The organism is Ruegeria sp. YKSF131 (assembly GCF_059612645.1).
Genome location: NZ_JBXWQZ010000007.1, coordinates 51,813 through 66,916 on the forward strand (window position 1 = coordinate 51,813; position 15,104 = coordinate 66,916).

General features: G+C 57.7%; 15 protein-coding genes. 12 read left to right on the forward strand and 3 right to left on the reverse strand.

Annotation, left to right across the window (positions count from 1 at the left end):
- Nucleotides 1-30 precede the first annotated feature (30 nt).
- The gene (locus tag AC2FLZ_RS04460) at nt 31-402 is read right to left on the reverse strand and encodes a YraN family protein (RefSeq protein ID WP_480494278.1); all 372 of its coding nucleotides are present in this window, start codon (nt 400-402) and stop codon (nt 31-33) included.
- Between the two features lies 1 nt (nt 403).
- Nucleotides 404-1,261, reverse strand: coding sequence for a 16S rRNA (cytidine(1402)-2'-O)-methyltransferase (rsmI, locus tag AC2FLZ_RS04465; protein WP_496881875.1), 858 nt, complete (start codon nt 1,259-1,261; stop codon nt 404-406).
- Nucleotides 1,262-1,349: 88 nt separating this feature from the next.
- Here rsmI and AC2FLZ_RS04470 point away from each other — a divergent pair, with 88 nt between their 5' ends.
- From AC2FLZ_RS04470 to murJ, 3 genes are read left to right on the forward strand one after another with little or no spacing between them, the layout of a single operon-like run.
- On the forward strand, nt 1,350-2,522 hold the full coding sequence (locus AC2FLZ_RS04470) for a penicillin-binding protein activator (protein ID WP_480475158.1): 1,173 nt from the start codon (nt 1,350-1,352) through the stop codon (nt 2,520-2,522).
- Nucleotides 2,482-5,301, forward strand: a complete 2,820-nt coding sequence (locus AC2FLZ_RS04475) for a [protein-PII] uridylyltransferase (protein ID WP_480622904.1) — start codon at nt 2,482-2,484, stop codon at nt 5,299-5,301. Before AC2FLZ_RS04470 ends, AC2FLZ_RS04475 begins: the two co-directional genes overlap by 41 nt.
- A complete protein-coding gene (gene murJ / locus AC2FLZ_RS04480) occupies nt 5,298-6,839 on the forward strand; it encodes a murein biosynthesis integral membrane protein MurJ (protein ID WP_496881876.1) in 1,542 nt (513 codons plus the stop codon). The genes AC2FLZ_RS04475 and murJ overlap by 4 nt, the downstream gene beginning before the upstream one ends.
- Here murJ and AC2FLZ_RS04485 read toward each other — a convergent pair whose 3' ends face one another.
- On the reverse strand, nt 6,840-7,526 hold the full coding sequence (locus AC2FLZ_RS04485) for a rhomboid family intramembrane serine protease (RefSeq protein WP_480604774.1): 687 nt from the start codon (nt 7,524-7,526) through the stop codon (nt 6,840-6,842).
- Between the two features lie 86 nt (nt 7,527-7,612).
- Between AC2FLZ_RS04485 and trpS the strand changes: the two genes are divergently transcribed.
- From trpS to AC2FLZ_RS04530, 9 genes are all read left to right on the forward strand, one after another.
- The gene (gene trpS, locus AC2FLZ_RS04490) at nt 7,613-8,641 is read left to right on the forward strand and encodes a tryptophan--tRNA ligase (protein WP_480518485.1); all 1,029 of its coding nucleotides are present in this window, start codon (nt 7,613-7,615) and stop codon (nt 8,639-8,641) included.
- A 59-nt stretch (nt 8,642-8,700) separates the two neighbouring features.
- Entirely contained in the window at nt 8,701-9,564 is an 864-nt protein-coding gene (locus AC2FLZ_RS04495; protein ID WP_480483196.1) for a branched-chain amino acid aminotransferase, read from the forward strand.
- Between the two features lie 76 nt (nt 9,565-9,640).
- Nucleotides 9,641-10,096 (forward strand): universal stress protein, encoded by a 456-nt coding sequence (locus AC2FLZ_RS04500; protein ID WP_267366250.1) that lies wholly within the window; start codon nt 9,641-9,643, stop codon nt 10,094-10,096.
- Nucleotides 10,097-10,105: 9 nt separating this feature from the next.
- Nucleotides 10,106-10,699, forward strand: a complete 594-nt coding sequence (locus AC2FLZ_RS04505; RefSeq protein WP_496808299.1) for a 2-hydroxychromene-2-carboxylate isomerase — start codon at nt 10,106-10,108, stop codon at nt 10,697-10,699.
- A gap of 69 nt (nt 10,700-10,768) precedes the next feature.
- Nucleotides 10,769-11,332 carry a NifU family protein gene (locus tag AC2FLZ_RS04510; protein WP_480475144.1) on the forward strand — a complete coding sequence of 188 codons (564 nt, stop codon included), beginning with the start codon at nt 10,769-10,771 and terminating at the stop codon, nt 11,330-11,332.
- On the forward strand, nt 11,322-11,912 hold the full coding sequence (tsaB, locus tag AC2FLZ_RS04515; RefSeq protein WP_480518481.1) for a tRNA (adenosine(37)-N6)-threonylcarbamoyltransferase complex dimerization subunit type 1 TsaB: 591 nt from the start codon (nt 11,322-11,324) through the stop codon (nt 11,910-11,912). The genes AC2FLZ_RS04510 and tsaB overlap by 11 nt, the downstream gene beginning before the upstream one ends.
- A complete protein-coding gene (locus tag AC2FLZ_RS04520) occupies nt 11,909-12,322 on the forward strand; it encodes a GNAT family N-acetyltransferase (RefSeq protein WP_480518479.1) in 414 nt (137 codons plus the stop codon). The genes tsaB and AC2FLZ_RS04520 overlap by 4 nt, the downstream gene beginning before the upstream one ends.
- A 158-nt stretch (nt 12,323-12,480) precedes the next feature.
- On the forward strand, nt 12,481-13,479 hold the full coding sequence (locus AC2FLZ_RS04525) for a BMP family lipoprotein (RefSeq protein WP_480486668.1): 999 nt from the start codon (nt 12,481-12,483) through the stop codon (nt 13,477-13,479).
- Nucleotides 13,480-13,574: 95 nt separating this feature from the next.
- A complete protein-coding gene (locus tag AC2FLZ_RS04530; RefSeq protein WP_480475136.1) occupies nt 13,575-15,104 on the forward strand; it encodes an ABC transporter ATP-binding protein in 1,530 nt (509 codons plus the stop codon).

The window sequence follows — 15,104 nt, forward strand, 5'->3', positions numbered from 1 at the left end:
GGACCAGCACGCCTGTGGGTTCAATGGGGCTTAGCCAAAACCAAAGGCGTTTTCGATGATGTGAACAGCGCCAGAGCCATCCACAAGTGCCGCGTCAAAGCGTACGTTTGTCAGCTGCCCGGTCGGCTCGTTTTCCAAGAACTGAGCGGCAGAGGCATAGATTCGTTCGATCTGCCTGCGGCTGATCCGGGCAGCGGCCTTTTCAAAGCTGGTGCTTTTCTTAACTTCGATGAACACAAGCCCGTCGCCGTCGCGTGCAATCAGGTCGATCTCTCCGCCAGCGCCCCGCCAGCGGCGATGCGCTATGGCAAAACCCCGACGTTCGTAATCTGCGGCGACCTGTGACTCTGCGGCCTGTCCAGCGTGGTATGAGATCGAACCCTGTCGTTCACGCCGCCCCATGTCATCCCTTGCCCAATTTCAGAGCTTTCTGGTAAATCGGTCGGCGCGGCAGGTCGTACATTTCCGATACAAGACCCGCTGCATCCCGAACCGAGTGATTTTCCAAAGCTCGTTTCAAAGCTTCTTCTAGGTCGGATTCGTTAACACTTTGCGAATGACTGCGGTCCACCAACAGGACGATTTCGCCTTTGACGGTCTTGTCCCGATACTCCGCTGCCAGTTCGGACAGGCTGCCGCGGCGGACCTCTTCAAACTTTTTCGTTAGCTCTCGACAAAGCGCAGCCTGCCGTTCAGGTCCCAGGCATTCAGCCAGGTCCGACAGACAGGCGGCAACGCGTTTCGGAGATTCGTAGAACACCAATGTGCCGGGGATGTCCTTCAACGCCTCGATGCGGGTGCGGCGCGCTTTGGTTGCGTTAGGAAGGAAGCCTGCAAAAAAGAAGGCGTCGGTGGGAAGCCCCGCCAACGTCAGGGCCGTTACAACGGCAGACGCGCCGGGGGCACAGGTCACGGTATACCCGGCTTCTGCGGCCTGCTTGCCCAGATCATAGCCCGGATCGGCAATCAGCGGCATTCCCGCTTCGGACGCGTAGGCCACCGATTGCCCCTGCGCCAGCGCCTCCATAATCTTGCCGCGCGCGCCTGCGCCGCTGTGGTCGTGATAGGCCTGGATACGCCGGCCTTCCAGCGGGATGCCATGTATTTCCATCAAGCGACGTAAACTGCGGGTGTCTTCTGCCGCAATTACATCGGCTGAGGCCAAAACATCCAAGGCTCTGAGCGTAATGTCGCGTGCTGTTCCAATCGGAGTGGCAACAAAATACAGGCCCGCAGCCAACTTGATCTTTTGGAAATTCAAAGCTGGACCCTCACAGCGTGACGTTTATTATCGCGGCTCAACAGAACAGAAGCATTCGCAGCCGTCGGATCAGGGAGTTTTCATTTAGATGTTTACCGTTTGCAAGCCCGTAAGCAAGCTGGCGAAAGTCGCCGCTGCCCTGACGACCGCAGCGTTTCTTGCTGCCTGTGAACCGGGTGGTCTTGGCGGAGGCCCCTCGATCAATACCTCAAAGCCGGTTCCTGTCGCCTTGCTGGTTCCCAGAGGATCTGCGCAATCTGGTGATGCGGCGCTGGCGCAAAGCCTTGAGAATGCCGCGCGGCTTGCGATGTCGGATTTGCCGAATGTCCAGATCGACTTACGCGTTTATGACACAGCCGGAAACCCGAACACGGCGACAGCCGTTGCACAGCAGGCTGTTGCGGACGGGGCAAAAATCATCATTGGTCCGGTATATGCTCAGGCAGCAAATGCTGCCGGGTTGGCGGTGCTGAGCAAGAACGTCAACGTTCTTTCGTTTTCAAACAACGCCAGCATTGCAGGCGGCAACGTCTTTGTATTGGGCCCGACCTTTGACAATACGGCCAACCGGCTGGTGAATTATGCGGGCAGTCAGGGCAAGGTCAACACGGTGGTCGTGCACAGCAACGACGCCGCAGGACAACTGGGCCAGTCCGCAATCGCCAATGCCATAGCGAACAGCCGGGTCAACAATGCAGGGACCGTCGCATACGACCGGTCGCAACAGGGCGTCATCAATGCGGTTCCCACGATCAAGGCCACTGTTGATTCGACAGGCGCGGATTCGATCTTCCTGACGGCGACCACGGCGGGGGCATTGCCGCTGTTCTCGCAATTGCTGCCAGAGGCCGGTGTTTCTCCGGCAACCACGCAATACATTGGCCTGACACGTTGGGATATCCCTCCTCAAACTCTGGAGCTTCCGGGGGTTCAAGGGGGGTGGTTTGCATTACCTGACCCGTCCAAGGCACAAGCCTACCGTCAGCGTTACAACGCAACTTACGGCGAAGCACCGCACCCAATCAGCGGTCTGGCCTATGACGGTATCGCCGCAATTGGTGCCTTGGTCAGCCAGGGCAAATCAGACGCCCTGACCGCTTCGGCCCTGACACAGAACGCCGGTTTCCAGGGCGTTGGCGGCATCTTCCGCCTGCGCCCGGACGGCACCAACGAACGCGGTCTGGCAGTTGCCACGATCCAGAACAAACAGGTGGTTGTGATTGACCCTGCCCCACAAAGCTTCTCTGGCGCCGGTTTCTGATCTGACTGGCGCGATCAACGTGCCCGAAAGCGCGTTGATCTGCCCTGCCGGGGACATCTTCGACAGCACTGCCGTCAATGATGCACTGGCTCAGGCCTTTGAGGCCTGCCCGGACAACACCAAAATGCGGTCCGAGACGGTGCGCATTCTGCGCGAGGCTCAAAAGTCTGGCCGCGCGGTCATTGCAGAGGCATTTGGCGAACGTCCTTTCGACGCGCGGGCACTCACGCGCTCATACACTTACCTGACGGATCAACTGGTTGGGACGGCGATGCTGGTCTCAAGCACAGGCCTGCATCCGCTTGCAACGCCCACCCAAGGTGAAAAGATCGCCGTTCTGGCTGTTGGCGGTTATGGGCGCGGGGAAATGGCGCCGTTTTCCGACGTCGATCTGCTGTTTCTCACCCCCTACAAGATCACCGCATGGGCCGAGAGCGTTATCGAGTCGATGCTTTATATCCTTTGGGATTTGCGGCTGAAGGTCGGGCATTCCTCACGCACGATCAAGGATTGTCTGCGGCTAGGCGCCGAGGATTTCACGATCCGCACAGCGATGTTGGAGCAACGCTATCTGGCCGGTGACAAGGCGCTGGCGGACGGGTTGGACCGAAGGCTGAAAGACGAACTGTTCAAGGGAACTGAACGCGAGTTCATCGAAGCAAAGTTGCACGAACGTGATGAACGCCACCACAAACAAGGCGAGCGTTACATGGTCGAACCCAACGTGAAGGAAGGCAAAGGCGGCCTACGCGATTTGCAATCCCTCTACTGGATCGCGAAATATGTCTATGGCGTTCAGGACGTGGCCGAACTGGTGCCTTTGGGCTTGTTCACACCCGAAGAGTTCAAGACCTTTGTTCAGGCCGAAGAATTCCTTTGGGCTGTGCGTTCGCACCTGCATCTTGTCACCGGTCGTGCGACCGAGCAGCTTACCTTTGACATGCAGGTCGAGGTTGCCGCGCGCATGGGGTACGAGGACCGCGCCGGGCGTCGTGCGGTCGAAGTGTTCATGCAGCGGTATTTCCGCGAAGCCACCCGCGTGGGTGAGTTGACGCGCATCTTCCTGACCAAACTCGAATCGCTGCACATGAAAGGTGCGCCGTTGCTGGAACGCATTTTCCGCAGGCGTCGACGGGTCAAGGCAGGGTACAAGGTGGTTCACGGCCGTCTGGATCTGGTGGAACCTGAAAAATTTCTATCCGACAAAGTGAACCTGCTGCGCCTGTTCGAAGAAGGTTTGCGGACAGGTATGCTGATCCATCCCGATGCCATGCGGCTGGTGAGCGCGAACCTGCATCTGATCGATGACGAGATGCGCGGCGACAAGGAAGCCCAGCGCATTTTCCTGGATCTGATGTTGAAACACGGCAACCCGGAACGTGCATTGCGACGTATGAACGAACTGGGCGTGCTGTCCGCTTTCCTACCCGAGTTCGAGCACATCGTGGCGATGATGCAGTTCAATATGTATCACAGCTATACGGTGGACGAGCATACGATCCAATGCATCGTCAATCTTGCCCAGATCGAACGCGGAGAGCTGGTCGAATCCCTGCCTCTGGCGTCATCGATTCTGAAAGGCGGGGTGAACCGAAAGGTGCTGTACGTCGCGCTTCTTCTGCATGACATTGCGAAAGGTCGCCCCGAAGATCACTCGATCCTTGGGGCACAGATCGCGCGCAAGGTGGCGCCTCGGCTCGGCCTGAACAAATCGGATTCCGAAACCGTTGAATGGCTGGTGCGTTATCACTTGCTGATGTCCGACATGGCGCAAAAACGCGATATCTCCGACCCTCGGACGGTGCGCGATTTTGCCAAAGCCGTTCAGACAACCAAACGGCTGGATTTGCTGACGGTTCTGACGGTTTGTGACATTCGCGGTGTTGGCCCGACCACCTGGAACAACTGGAAGGCCACCTTGCTGCGCGCCCTGCATGCTGAAACAAAGCGTGCACTGGAAACCGGTATGGAAGATCTGAACCGGGCGAACCGGGGGGCCGAGGCCAAAACAGCGCTACGCCGCGCCTTGGACAACTGGTCCAAGGCTGACCTCAAGGTCGAGACCGGGCGCCACTACGCCCCGTATTGGCAGGGCCTGAACCTTGCGACGCATATCGAGTTTGCCGAGATGCTGTACGCGCTGGAACAAAGCGGCGATCCCGGCGCGATGGAAATTCGCCTGCAACCTGATGAAGACCGTGATGCGACGCGGGCCTGTTTCGCCATGGGAGATCACCCCGGTATTTTTGCCCGCATCGCCGGGGCACTGGCTCTGGTCGGCGCGAATGTCGTGGATGCACGTAGCTATACCACCAAAGACGGCTACGTGACGGACGCGTTCTGGATTCAGGACGCCGAAGGGCACCCGTTCGAGGCATCGCGCCTTCCACGCCTGACGCAGATGATTCACAAGACCCTGCGCGGCGAAGTCGTCGCCAAGGAAGCACTGAAGTCGCGTGACAAGATCAAGAAACGCGAACGCGCTTTCAACGTGCCAACTCATATCACGTTCGACAATGAGGGCTCTGAAATCTACACAATCATCGAGGTGGACACACGCGACCGCCCAGGCCTGCTGTTTGATCTGACCCGGACCCTGGCCGCGGCGAACGTGTATATCGCCAATGCCGTGATCGCGACCTATGGCGAACAGGTGGTCGATACGTTCTACGTCAAGGATATGTTTGGCTTGAAGTATTACTCGGAAAGCAAGCAGCGCGGGCTTGAGGCCAAGCTGCGCACGGCAATCACCGAAGGCGCCGAGCGTGCGGCCTCATGAAGCAAATACGGTTGTTCTCTGGCCTGTTCACGGTCGGCTTCTGGACGCTCGCCAGCCGAATTCTGGGGTTTCTACGGGAAATACTGCTGACGGCCTATATCGGACCGGGCCCAGTGATGGATGCCTTTGTTGCTGCCTTTCGCCTGCCCAACATGTTCCGCCGCTTTTTCGCCGAGGGGGCATTTAACGCGGCCTTTGTGCCGATGTTCTCCAAACGACTGGAAGCCGACGAAGACCCTCAGGGTTTTGCGCAGGACGCGTTCAATCTTCTGGCCGTGGCTGTTCTGGCGCTGGTCGGGCTGGCCATGGTTTTCATGCCCGGTCTGGTGTGGCTGACCGCCGAAGGGTTTTACGGCGATGAACGGTTCGATCTGGCGGTGGATTATGGATATGTTGTGTTTCCATACATCCTGTTCATGTCTCTGGCTGCCTTGTTTTCTGGTGTTCTGAATGCAACCGGGCGGTTTGCGGCAGCGGCAGCTGCACCTGTTCTGCTGAACATTTTCGCCTGCACCGCCCTGATCGCCGGAGCCATGTCCGGCGGCGAAGTGATCCGGTGGTTGATCCCGGTCATTCCGGTGGCCGGTGTCGCGCAACTGGCGCTGGTCTGGGTTGCTACCGAACGCGCCGACATCCGCATCCGCCCCAGCATGCCGCGCCTGACGCCTGAAATGCGACGGATGGTACGTATCGCAGTCCCGGCCGCGCTGGCGATGGGGGTCACGCAGGTCAATTTGGTTGTCGGGCAATTGGTTGCATCGAAAACCGCAAATGCCGTCAGCTGGCTTTTTGCCGCAGACAGGCTCTACCAGTTGCCTTTGGGTGTTGTAGGCATTGCTGTCGGCATAGTCTTGTTGCCGGACCTGTCCCGCCGTTTGCGTGCGAATGACAAAGAAGGCGCACGCAATGCCTTTTCCCGGGCCGGTGAGTTCACACTGCTGCTGACGCTGCCTTCGACTGTCGCCCTCGTGGTTATGCCAACCCCCCTCGTGTCGGTGCTGTTCGAACGTGGTCAGTTCGGCCCCGAGGATACGGCCGCCACGGCCCTTGCGGTTGCCATCTACGGGGTCGGGCTTCCGGCTTTCATGTTGCAAAAATTGCTGCAACCGCTGTTTTTTGCGCGCGAGGATACACGTTCCCCGTTTCACTACGCGGTTGTTGCGATGATCGTGAACGCAGCTCTGGCGTTTGGTCTGTTTCCACTGGTGGGCTGGATCGCACCGGCAATTGCTGCATCGACTGCCGGGTGGGCGATGGTTGTGCTACTGGCCTTGGGCTCACGACGTATGGGTGAAGAGGCACGCTTCGATGACCGGTTCAAAAAGTGCGCGAGCAGGATTGTGGCCGCTTCGCTTGGGATGGGCGCGATCTTATACGCCGCGCTCTACCTGTTCGGGTGGGCGTTGGAAGTTCCCGGCTGGCGTTATCTGGCACTGCTGATCCTGATCATGGTCGCTGCCGTCTCATATTTCCTTCTGGGTCATATCTTCGGCGCCTTCAAACTGTCGGAGTTCAAACACACTCTGCGCCGGTCCTGATCAATCCCGGCGAATGCGTCCGACGATCCGGGACCACGCGCCCGGTGCAACAAGAAAAGACAAGCCAAAACCGGTGGCAAACCCACCCAGATCGGCAACCCATTCCCAGTTGCCACCAAAGATCAGGCCGAAAAGAAACTGTATGCCCATAAGGACTGCAATCAATTGAAATGCCCGTGCTTGGTTTGCACCTACAAGTGACAGTTTGCGCCACAACAGCCACGTGAATGCGCCGATCAGGCCATACACCGGCGGGAACCCTCCAATCAGCGGATAGCGTGGGTCCAGTAACACAGCGTAGGCAAGCGCGCCGCCAATGCCTGATACGATAAAAATCAGCAGCATCGAGAAACCGCCGAACACTTCGCCAACCATTTTGCCCATCGCCAGCACGAAAACACAGACGAAAATCGCCTGCGTGAAATTTGCGGACACGAAGGGGTAGGTCACGAAGCGGATGACATGTTCGAATGGCCAGCGCCCGTTCAGTACCATCCAGTCGAAAATATCCGCCGAGAACGCATAATGCTGGATCGCATCCAGCCGCCAGCCCACCGCTGCTGGTCCTCCAACCAGCCCGCGTGATCCCAGCGTGAAGGCAATTTCTATCCCGATGATGAACAGAACCAGCGCCACCACGGCAGGTGGCAGGGGGTTCACAGGCGGTGTGTAATGTTCACTGCTCATTGGGCTGGCCTTTCGCGGCTGTTGACGTCCCTTTGCCTCATGGGTAAGCGACGGGGGCTGATTTTTCCAGACAGGAGTTCCCTTTGATGACTGAGTCCCAATTCACGCCGCGCGTGTTTTCTGGTGCGCAGCCTTCGGGCAATCTACACCTCGGCAACTATCTCGGGGCGCTTCGGAACTGGGTGAGAATGCAGAGCGAGGAGTTTGAGACTATCTATTGCATGGTCGATCTGCACGCGATCACCGTCTGGCAAGACCCAACCGAGTTGCAGCATGCAACGCGGGAGCTTTGTGCCGGTTACATCGCTTCCGGTCTAAACCCGGAAAAATCAATCTTGTTCAACCAAAGTCAGGTGCCGGAACACGCGCAACTGGCCTGGATATTCAACTGTGTCGCGCGCATGGGATGGATGCAGCGCATGACCCAGTGGAAGGACAAGGCTGGCAAAAACCAGCAGAACGCTTCGCTTGGCCTGTTTGCCTACCCTGCTCTGATGGCAGCCGATATTCTGATCTATCACGCAACCCATGTGCCAGTTGGCGAAGACCAGAAACAGCATCTGGAGTTGACCCGCGACATCGCCATAAAATTCAACAACGATTTTGGCGTCGATTTCTTTCCCATCACCGAACCGGTGATCGAAGGGTCAGCGACAAGGGTCATGAGCTTGCGGGATGGGTCCAAGAAGATGTCAAAGTCCGATCCCTCGGACATGAGTCGGATCAACCTGACCGACGATGCAGATGCCATCGCAAAGAAAATCCGCAAGGCCAAGACCGACCCTGACGCTTTGCCGTCGGATGTCGAAGGTCTGGAGGGCCGCCCCGAAGCGCGTAATCTGGTCAATATCTACGCAGCACTCAGCGAACAAAGCATCGAGCAGGTTCTGGCCGAAGTTGGCGGCAAGCAGTTCGGTGATTTCAAACCGATGCTGGCTGATCTGGCGGTCGCCAAGCTGGCCCCAATCTCGACTGAGATGTCGCGCCTTATGGGAGAACAGGCCGAGATTGACCGGATTCTGGCTCACGGGGCCGAACGCGCCCGCCAGATCGCTGCTCCGATCCTGCAAAAGACCTATGAAATCGTCGGTATGGTCGGATCGGCATCACGCTGAATGCACTGGACCTTCGCCTGACGCCCACCTAGGGTCTGCCTGAACCAGAGGAGGGCGTCATGGCAACCGGCAAAAACATCCGGACCTACTTTCAGGGCCAATGGCATGACGGGGATACACCCATCATGCGCGCAGCGGATCATGGGGCCTGGCTTGGATCATCCGTATTCGATGGTGCCCGCTATTTCGACGGGCTGGCCCCTGATCTGCACGCCCATTGCGCCCGGGTGAACCGGTCCGCCGAAGCCCTGATGCTGACACCCACCATGACAACCGAACAGATGGTCGAATTGGTGCATGAAGGGTTGCAAGCCTACAGCCCTGACACAGCTGTTTATATCCGCCCGATGTATTGGGGCATTGATGGCGACAGCACGGCAATCGTTCCGCAGGAAAACAGCACAGGGTTTGCCATCTGTCTGGAAGAAATCCCGATGGCACCGGAAACGGCTTCAGCCACGCTGTCGACCACGCGGTTCCGTCGCCCGGTACTGGAATCAGCAGTGGTCAACGCCAAGGCCGGGTGCCTTTACCCCAACAATGCGCGCATGTTGCAAGAGGCGCGCTCCAAGGGATTCTCGAACGCACTGGTCGCTGACGCGATGGGCAATGTGGCCGAAACGGCAACAGCCAACATCTTCATGGTCAAGGATGGCGAGGTCTTTACCCCGATCCCCAACGGCACATTTTTGGCAGGGATCACGCGGGCGCGACATATCAAGAATCTGCGCGAGGATGGTGTTACAGTTCATGAAACGGTCTTGGGTTTCGAGGATTTTCACCAGGCGGACGAGGTTTTCATGTCCGGCAATATGAGCAAGATCACACCTGTGACTGCGCTAGAAGACACACAGTTTCAGGTTGGTCCAATTGCCCGCCGTGCCCGCGCACTTTACTGGGACTGGGCTGCAAGCGAACGCTAGTAATCGACATGAACGTGTCCGAGTTGCCAGCACGCAAACGCTCGGGCATGATCTCTTAAAATTGAAGAGGACACCCATGCGTAAGTTCTTAGTTGTTCTGGATGACAGCCGTGAATGCCTGAACGCAATGCGGTTCGCCGCGATGCGTGCCGCGCATACAGGTGGCGGCGTGACGATCTTGTCGGTTATTCCGCCGGACGAGTTCAATCACTGGATCGGTGTTGCCGAAACCATGCGCGAAGAAGCCCGGGAACGTATCCATGCCCATTTCGAAGTCTTCGCCAAATGGATGCGCGACAAACAGAATGTAGAACCTGAACTGGCCATTCGCGAAGGTGATCCGGTGCCGCAGATCATCGAACATGTTCAGTCTGACCCTGAGATCGGCGTTCTCGTTCTTGGGGCGGGAACTGACAAGAAAGGCCCCGGCCCGCTGGTGACCCAGCTCACAAAGAACTCTGGCAGCCTGCCGATCCCGATAACGATTGTTCCCGGTGATCTGAGCAAGGAAAAGCTGGAAGAAATCACCTGAGGATCGAACGTGGCGAAGACGTTGCAGTTCTGGTTCGACTTCGCCTCGACCTATTCCTATCTCAGCGCGATGCGAGTCGAACAGGCCGCACGGGGCACAGGTGTCTCGGTCGACTGGCAACCTTTTCTGTTGGGGCCGATTTTCGCGGATCAGGGATGGCGCACATCGCCGTTCAACCTGTATCCGGCCAAAGGGCGCTATATGTGGCGTGACATGGAACGTCTTTGCAGCGCACGCGGGCTGAAATTAGTTCGGCCTGACCCGTTCCCGCAAAACTCCCTCACCGCAGCGCGCCTGACTCTGGCCCTTGCGCATCGCGAAGAACGGGCTGCCTTCGCAAAGGCTGTCTTCAGCGCTGAATTCGGGGACGGGAAGAACATCTCTGACGAAGGCGTGCTTGAGGATTGCCTGAAGGTGGCAGGTCTGCCTGCGGCAGTGATGAATCGCGCAAAAGATCCGAGCATCAAGGCTGCTCTGTTCGAGCAATCCGCGCGCGCAAAAGCACTTGGCCTGTTCGGCGCACCGAGTTTTGTGGCGGGGGCAGAGCTGTTTTGGGGAGATGACCGGCTGGATGAGGCGATTCGTTACTCGCTCACGATTTAGAATCGTTCCAAATATTGACTTCTCCGACCCCTGAGCGCATATCAGAAACACCTCAGACGGAGCTGCCTCATGTTCATCCAGACCGAATCCACCCCAAACCCGGCCACATTGAAATTTCTGCCCGGCCAAACGGTGCTTGAGGCTGGAACCGCGGATTTCCCGACAGCCGAGGCTGGTGATAAGTCCCCACTGGCCAAACGAATCTTTGCGGTAAACGGTGTGACCGGTGTGTTTTTTGGAAACGACTTTGTCACTGTGACCAAATCCGACGAAGTTCAGTGGGATCACATCAAACCTGCAATTCTTGGCGCAGTGATGGAGCATTATCAATCCGGCCAGCCTGTCATGGGTGCAGACGCGGCAGCGGCCTCGGGTCATGCCGAACATACCGGAGAAGATGCGGAAATCGTCAATCAGATCAAAGATCTGCTGGACAGCCGCGTGCGCCCGGCCGTGGCACAGGATGGTGGCGACATTACCTTTCATGGCTTTGATCGCGGCGTGGTCTATCTGCACATGCAAGGTGCCTGCGCGGGGTGCCCGTCATCGACCCTGACACTGAAGATGGGTATCGAAAACCTGCTGCGCCACTACATCCCTGAAGTGACCGAGGTTCGACCAGTTGCCGTCTGACCCGACGATCCTGGCATTTGATACATCGGCCGCGCATTGCGCGGCCGCTTTGTTGCGTGGCGGTGTGATCGCAATATCCCGTGTCGAAGACATGGCACGCGGCCAGGCCGAACGGTTGATACCCTTGTTGCAAGAAGTACTGACCGAAGCCGGTTGCGTATGGGCCGATCTGGACGCAATCGGTGTTGGGATTGGGCCCGGCAATTTCACGGGTATACGCATTTCGGTCTCTGCCGCCCGGGGCCTTGCCTTGGGCCTTGGCGTCCCCGCGGTGGGTGTTTCTGGATTCGATGCTCTGATTGAACTGGCAGAAGAGAGCCAACGTCCAGCCATCCCTGCGCCGCGCGAACAGGTGTATGTACAACTTCCCGGAACCGGCCCTTGCCTGTTGCCTTTGGGCGAGGCCGAACAGCATGGGCCTTTGTATGTCTGCCCCGACCCCGCATTGCAGGTACAAGCCGTTGCCAGACTTGCCGCAAGACGATGGCACAGCGTCAGTGCGCCTCCAGCCCCGCTATATGTCAGACCTGCGGACGCGGCCCCGTCCCGAGATGTGCCGCCTGTGTTGCTGGACCAATGACGCCTTACGAGATGGCAGCGACACATGCAGCGGCGTTCACCCAGTCACGCCCATGGACTGCCGATGAGTTCGCCAGCCTTTTGGAGAACCGGTTCACTGATTACGTCGGGGATGACCGTTGCTTTGTCCTGTTTCAGGTGATCGCGGGTGAGGCAGAGTTGCTGACGATTGCGACTCACCCCGCGTTTCAAAGACAAGGGCTCGGGTCACAGGCGATGCACGACTGGCACGACCGGGCAGTCACTTTGCAGGCAAACCGCGCTTTTCTGGACGTCGCTGCCGACAATGTTGCAGCAATCGCTTTGTACTGGCGATGCGGGTATCGCCAGTGCGGTCAGCGCAAGGGTTATTATTCCAGAAAAACAGGCCCAAATATCGATGCTCTCGTGATGGAACGCCGACTGCCCTAACGGCAACCAAAGATTTTTTAGACCATTTGGTCAGAAATCAATTGACCATCACGGTTGCAAACGTCCTTAATTCCCGCCATCACAACACTTATGCTCGCTAAAAGTGGGTAAACGGGGCTAATCTTACCTCGTGCCAACAAAAAAAATGGGAGACTTAAATGACCCTGATGAAATCCTTGATGGGTGCTGCCGCTGCTGTCGCTCTGACCGCAGGTGCAACTTTCGCCGAACCGGCGCTGATCTTTGACCTGGGCGGCAAGTTCGACAAATCTTTCAACGAAGCCGCGTATAATGGCGCGCAGCGTTGGGCCGATGAGACCGGCGGCGAGTACCGCGAGATCGAGATCCAGTCGGAAGCACAGCGCGAACAGGCTCTGCGCCGTTTCGCAGAATCAGGTGCCAATCCGATCATCACCATGGGCTTTGGTATGGCCGATCCGTTGTCGGCCGTTGCAGGCGATTATCCCGAAACCAAATTCGTGGCTGTCGACGTGAACTGGCTGGACATCCCCAACATCCGCCAGATCGGCTTTGCCGAGCATGAAGGATCGTACCTGGTTGGCATGATGGCAGCGATGGCATCGAAATCGGGAACCGTTGGCTTTATCGGCGGTATGGACATTCCGCTGATCCGCCACTTTGGTTGCGGATACGCACAAGGCGCCAAAGCCGTGAACCCGGACATCAATGTTGTCGCCAACATGACCGGCACCACCCCTGCGGCATGGAACGACCCGGTAAAAGGTTCGGAACTTACAAAAGCACAGATCAGCCAGGGTGCTGACGTGATCTATGCCGCGGCTGGCGGTACAGGTGTTGGCGTTCTGCAAACGGCAGCCGACGAAGGCATCCTGTCGATCGGCGTGGACAGCAACCAGAACCACCTGCATCCGGGCAAGGTCCTGACGTCGATGCTGAAACGTGTGGACGTCGCGGTGTATGACGCGATGAAAGCAGGTGACGCCGTAGAAACCGGCGTGTTCACCATGGGACTGGCCGAAGAAGGTGTAGGCGTCGCCATGGACGATAACAACAAAGAGCTTGTTTCGGTCCAAATGAACGATGCGGTGGAAGAAGCCCGCAAAGCCATCATCAACGGCGATATCACCGTTGTCAGCTATTACGAGAACGACAGCTGCCCCGCACTGCAGTTCTGATATCGCGCGGGGCGGAAGGAACCCTTCCGCCCCGCCATCCACTCTGCCATCCGTGCCACCTGCCGGATGGGCTTTTCGGCAGTTGAGGGTAAGACATGACCGTCCCCGCCATTGAGCTCAAAGGGATCTCCAAATCCTTTGGGCCGGTTCAGGCCAACAAAGACATCTCAATCAGCGTCGCCCCCGGTACGATCCATGGGATCATCGGTGAAAACGGTGCGGGCAAATCCACGCTGATGAGCATCCTCTACGGCTTTTACAAAGCCGACAAAGGTGAAATTTGGATCAACGGGACAAAGACCGAAATCCCTGACAGCCAGGCGGCTATCGCCTCGGGCATCGGGATGGTGTTTCAGCACTTCAAGCTGGTGGAGAATTTCACTGTTCTGGAAAACATCGTTCTGGGTGCCGAAGATGGCGGCCTTCTGGCTCCGTCTCTGGCCAAGGCCCGCAAAGAACTGAAAGAACTGGAAGAAGAATACGAACTGTTCGTTGACCCCGACAAACGCATTGATGAGATCGGTGTGGGGATGCAGCAGCGTGTCGAAATTTTGAAGGCATTGTATCGCAAGGCCGAGATTCTGATTCTGGATGAACCGACTGGCGTTCTGACCCCGGCAGAGGCTGACCAGCTGTTCCGTATCCTGGATCGTCTGCGAGCCGAAGGGAAAACGATCATCGTGATCACCCACAAGCTGCGCGAAATCATGGAAAACACCGATACCGTTTCGGTCATGCGCCGTGGGCAGATGACGGCTACGGTGAAAACTTCAGACACCAGCCCTGAAGAACTGGCCGAACTGATGGTAGGCCGTAAGGTTTTGCTGCAAGTCGACAAGGTGCCTGCGACGCCGGGCAAACCCATCCTTGAGATCGAAAAGCTGAGCGTTTTTGATTCCGCTGGTGTTGAACGGGTTAAAGGTATCGACCTGACCGTTCGTGCCGGTGAGATCGTTGGCATTGCCGGTGTGGCGGGCAATGGACAGTCGGAGTTGCTAGAGGTTCTGGGCGGGATGCGTCCGGGACAAGGCTCGATCAAGCTGAATGGCGAACCGCTGGCACTAAGCGGTGCCGGATCAGACGGTCAGGCGCGTCGTGCACAGCGCATCGCGCATGTGCCCGAAGACCGTCAGCGCGAAGGCCTGATTATGGATTTCCACGCGTGGGAGAACGTGGCCTTTGGCTATCACCGGGACCCCGCTTATCAGCGTGGCCTGTTCATGGACAATTCCGCGCTGCGCGCTGATACCGAAGCCAAGATCGAGAAATTCGATGTTCGGCCACCGGATCCTTGGCTTGCCGCCAAGAGCTTTTCGGGCGGGAACCAGCAGAAAATCGTCGTTGCCCGCGAAATCGAGCGAAACCCTGACCTGCTGCTGGTCGGCCAGCCGACACGTGGCGTTGATATTGGTGCGATCGAGTTCATTCACAAGCAGATCGTTGCCCTGCGCGACCAAGGCAAGGCGATCCTGCTGGTTTCGGTTGAGTTGGAAGAGATCTTCTCGCTGTCCGACCGGATCGCAGTGATGTTCGACGGGCATATCATGGGCGAACGCCTGCCCAGCGAAACAGATGAAAAAGAACTTGGCCTGCTGATGGCCGGTGTTGCAGGAGAGGCCGCGTAG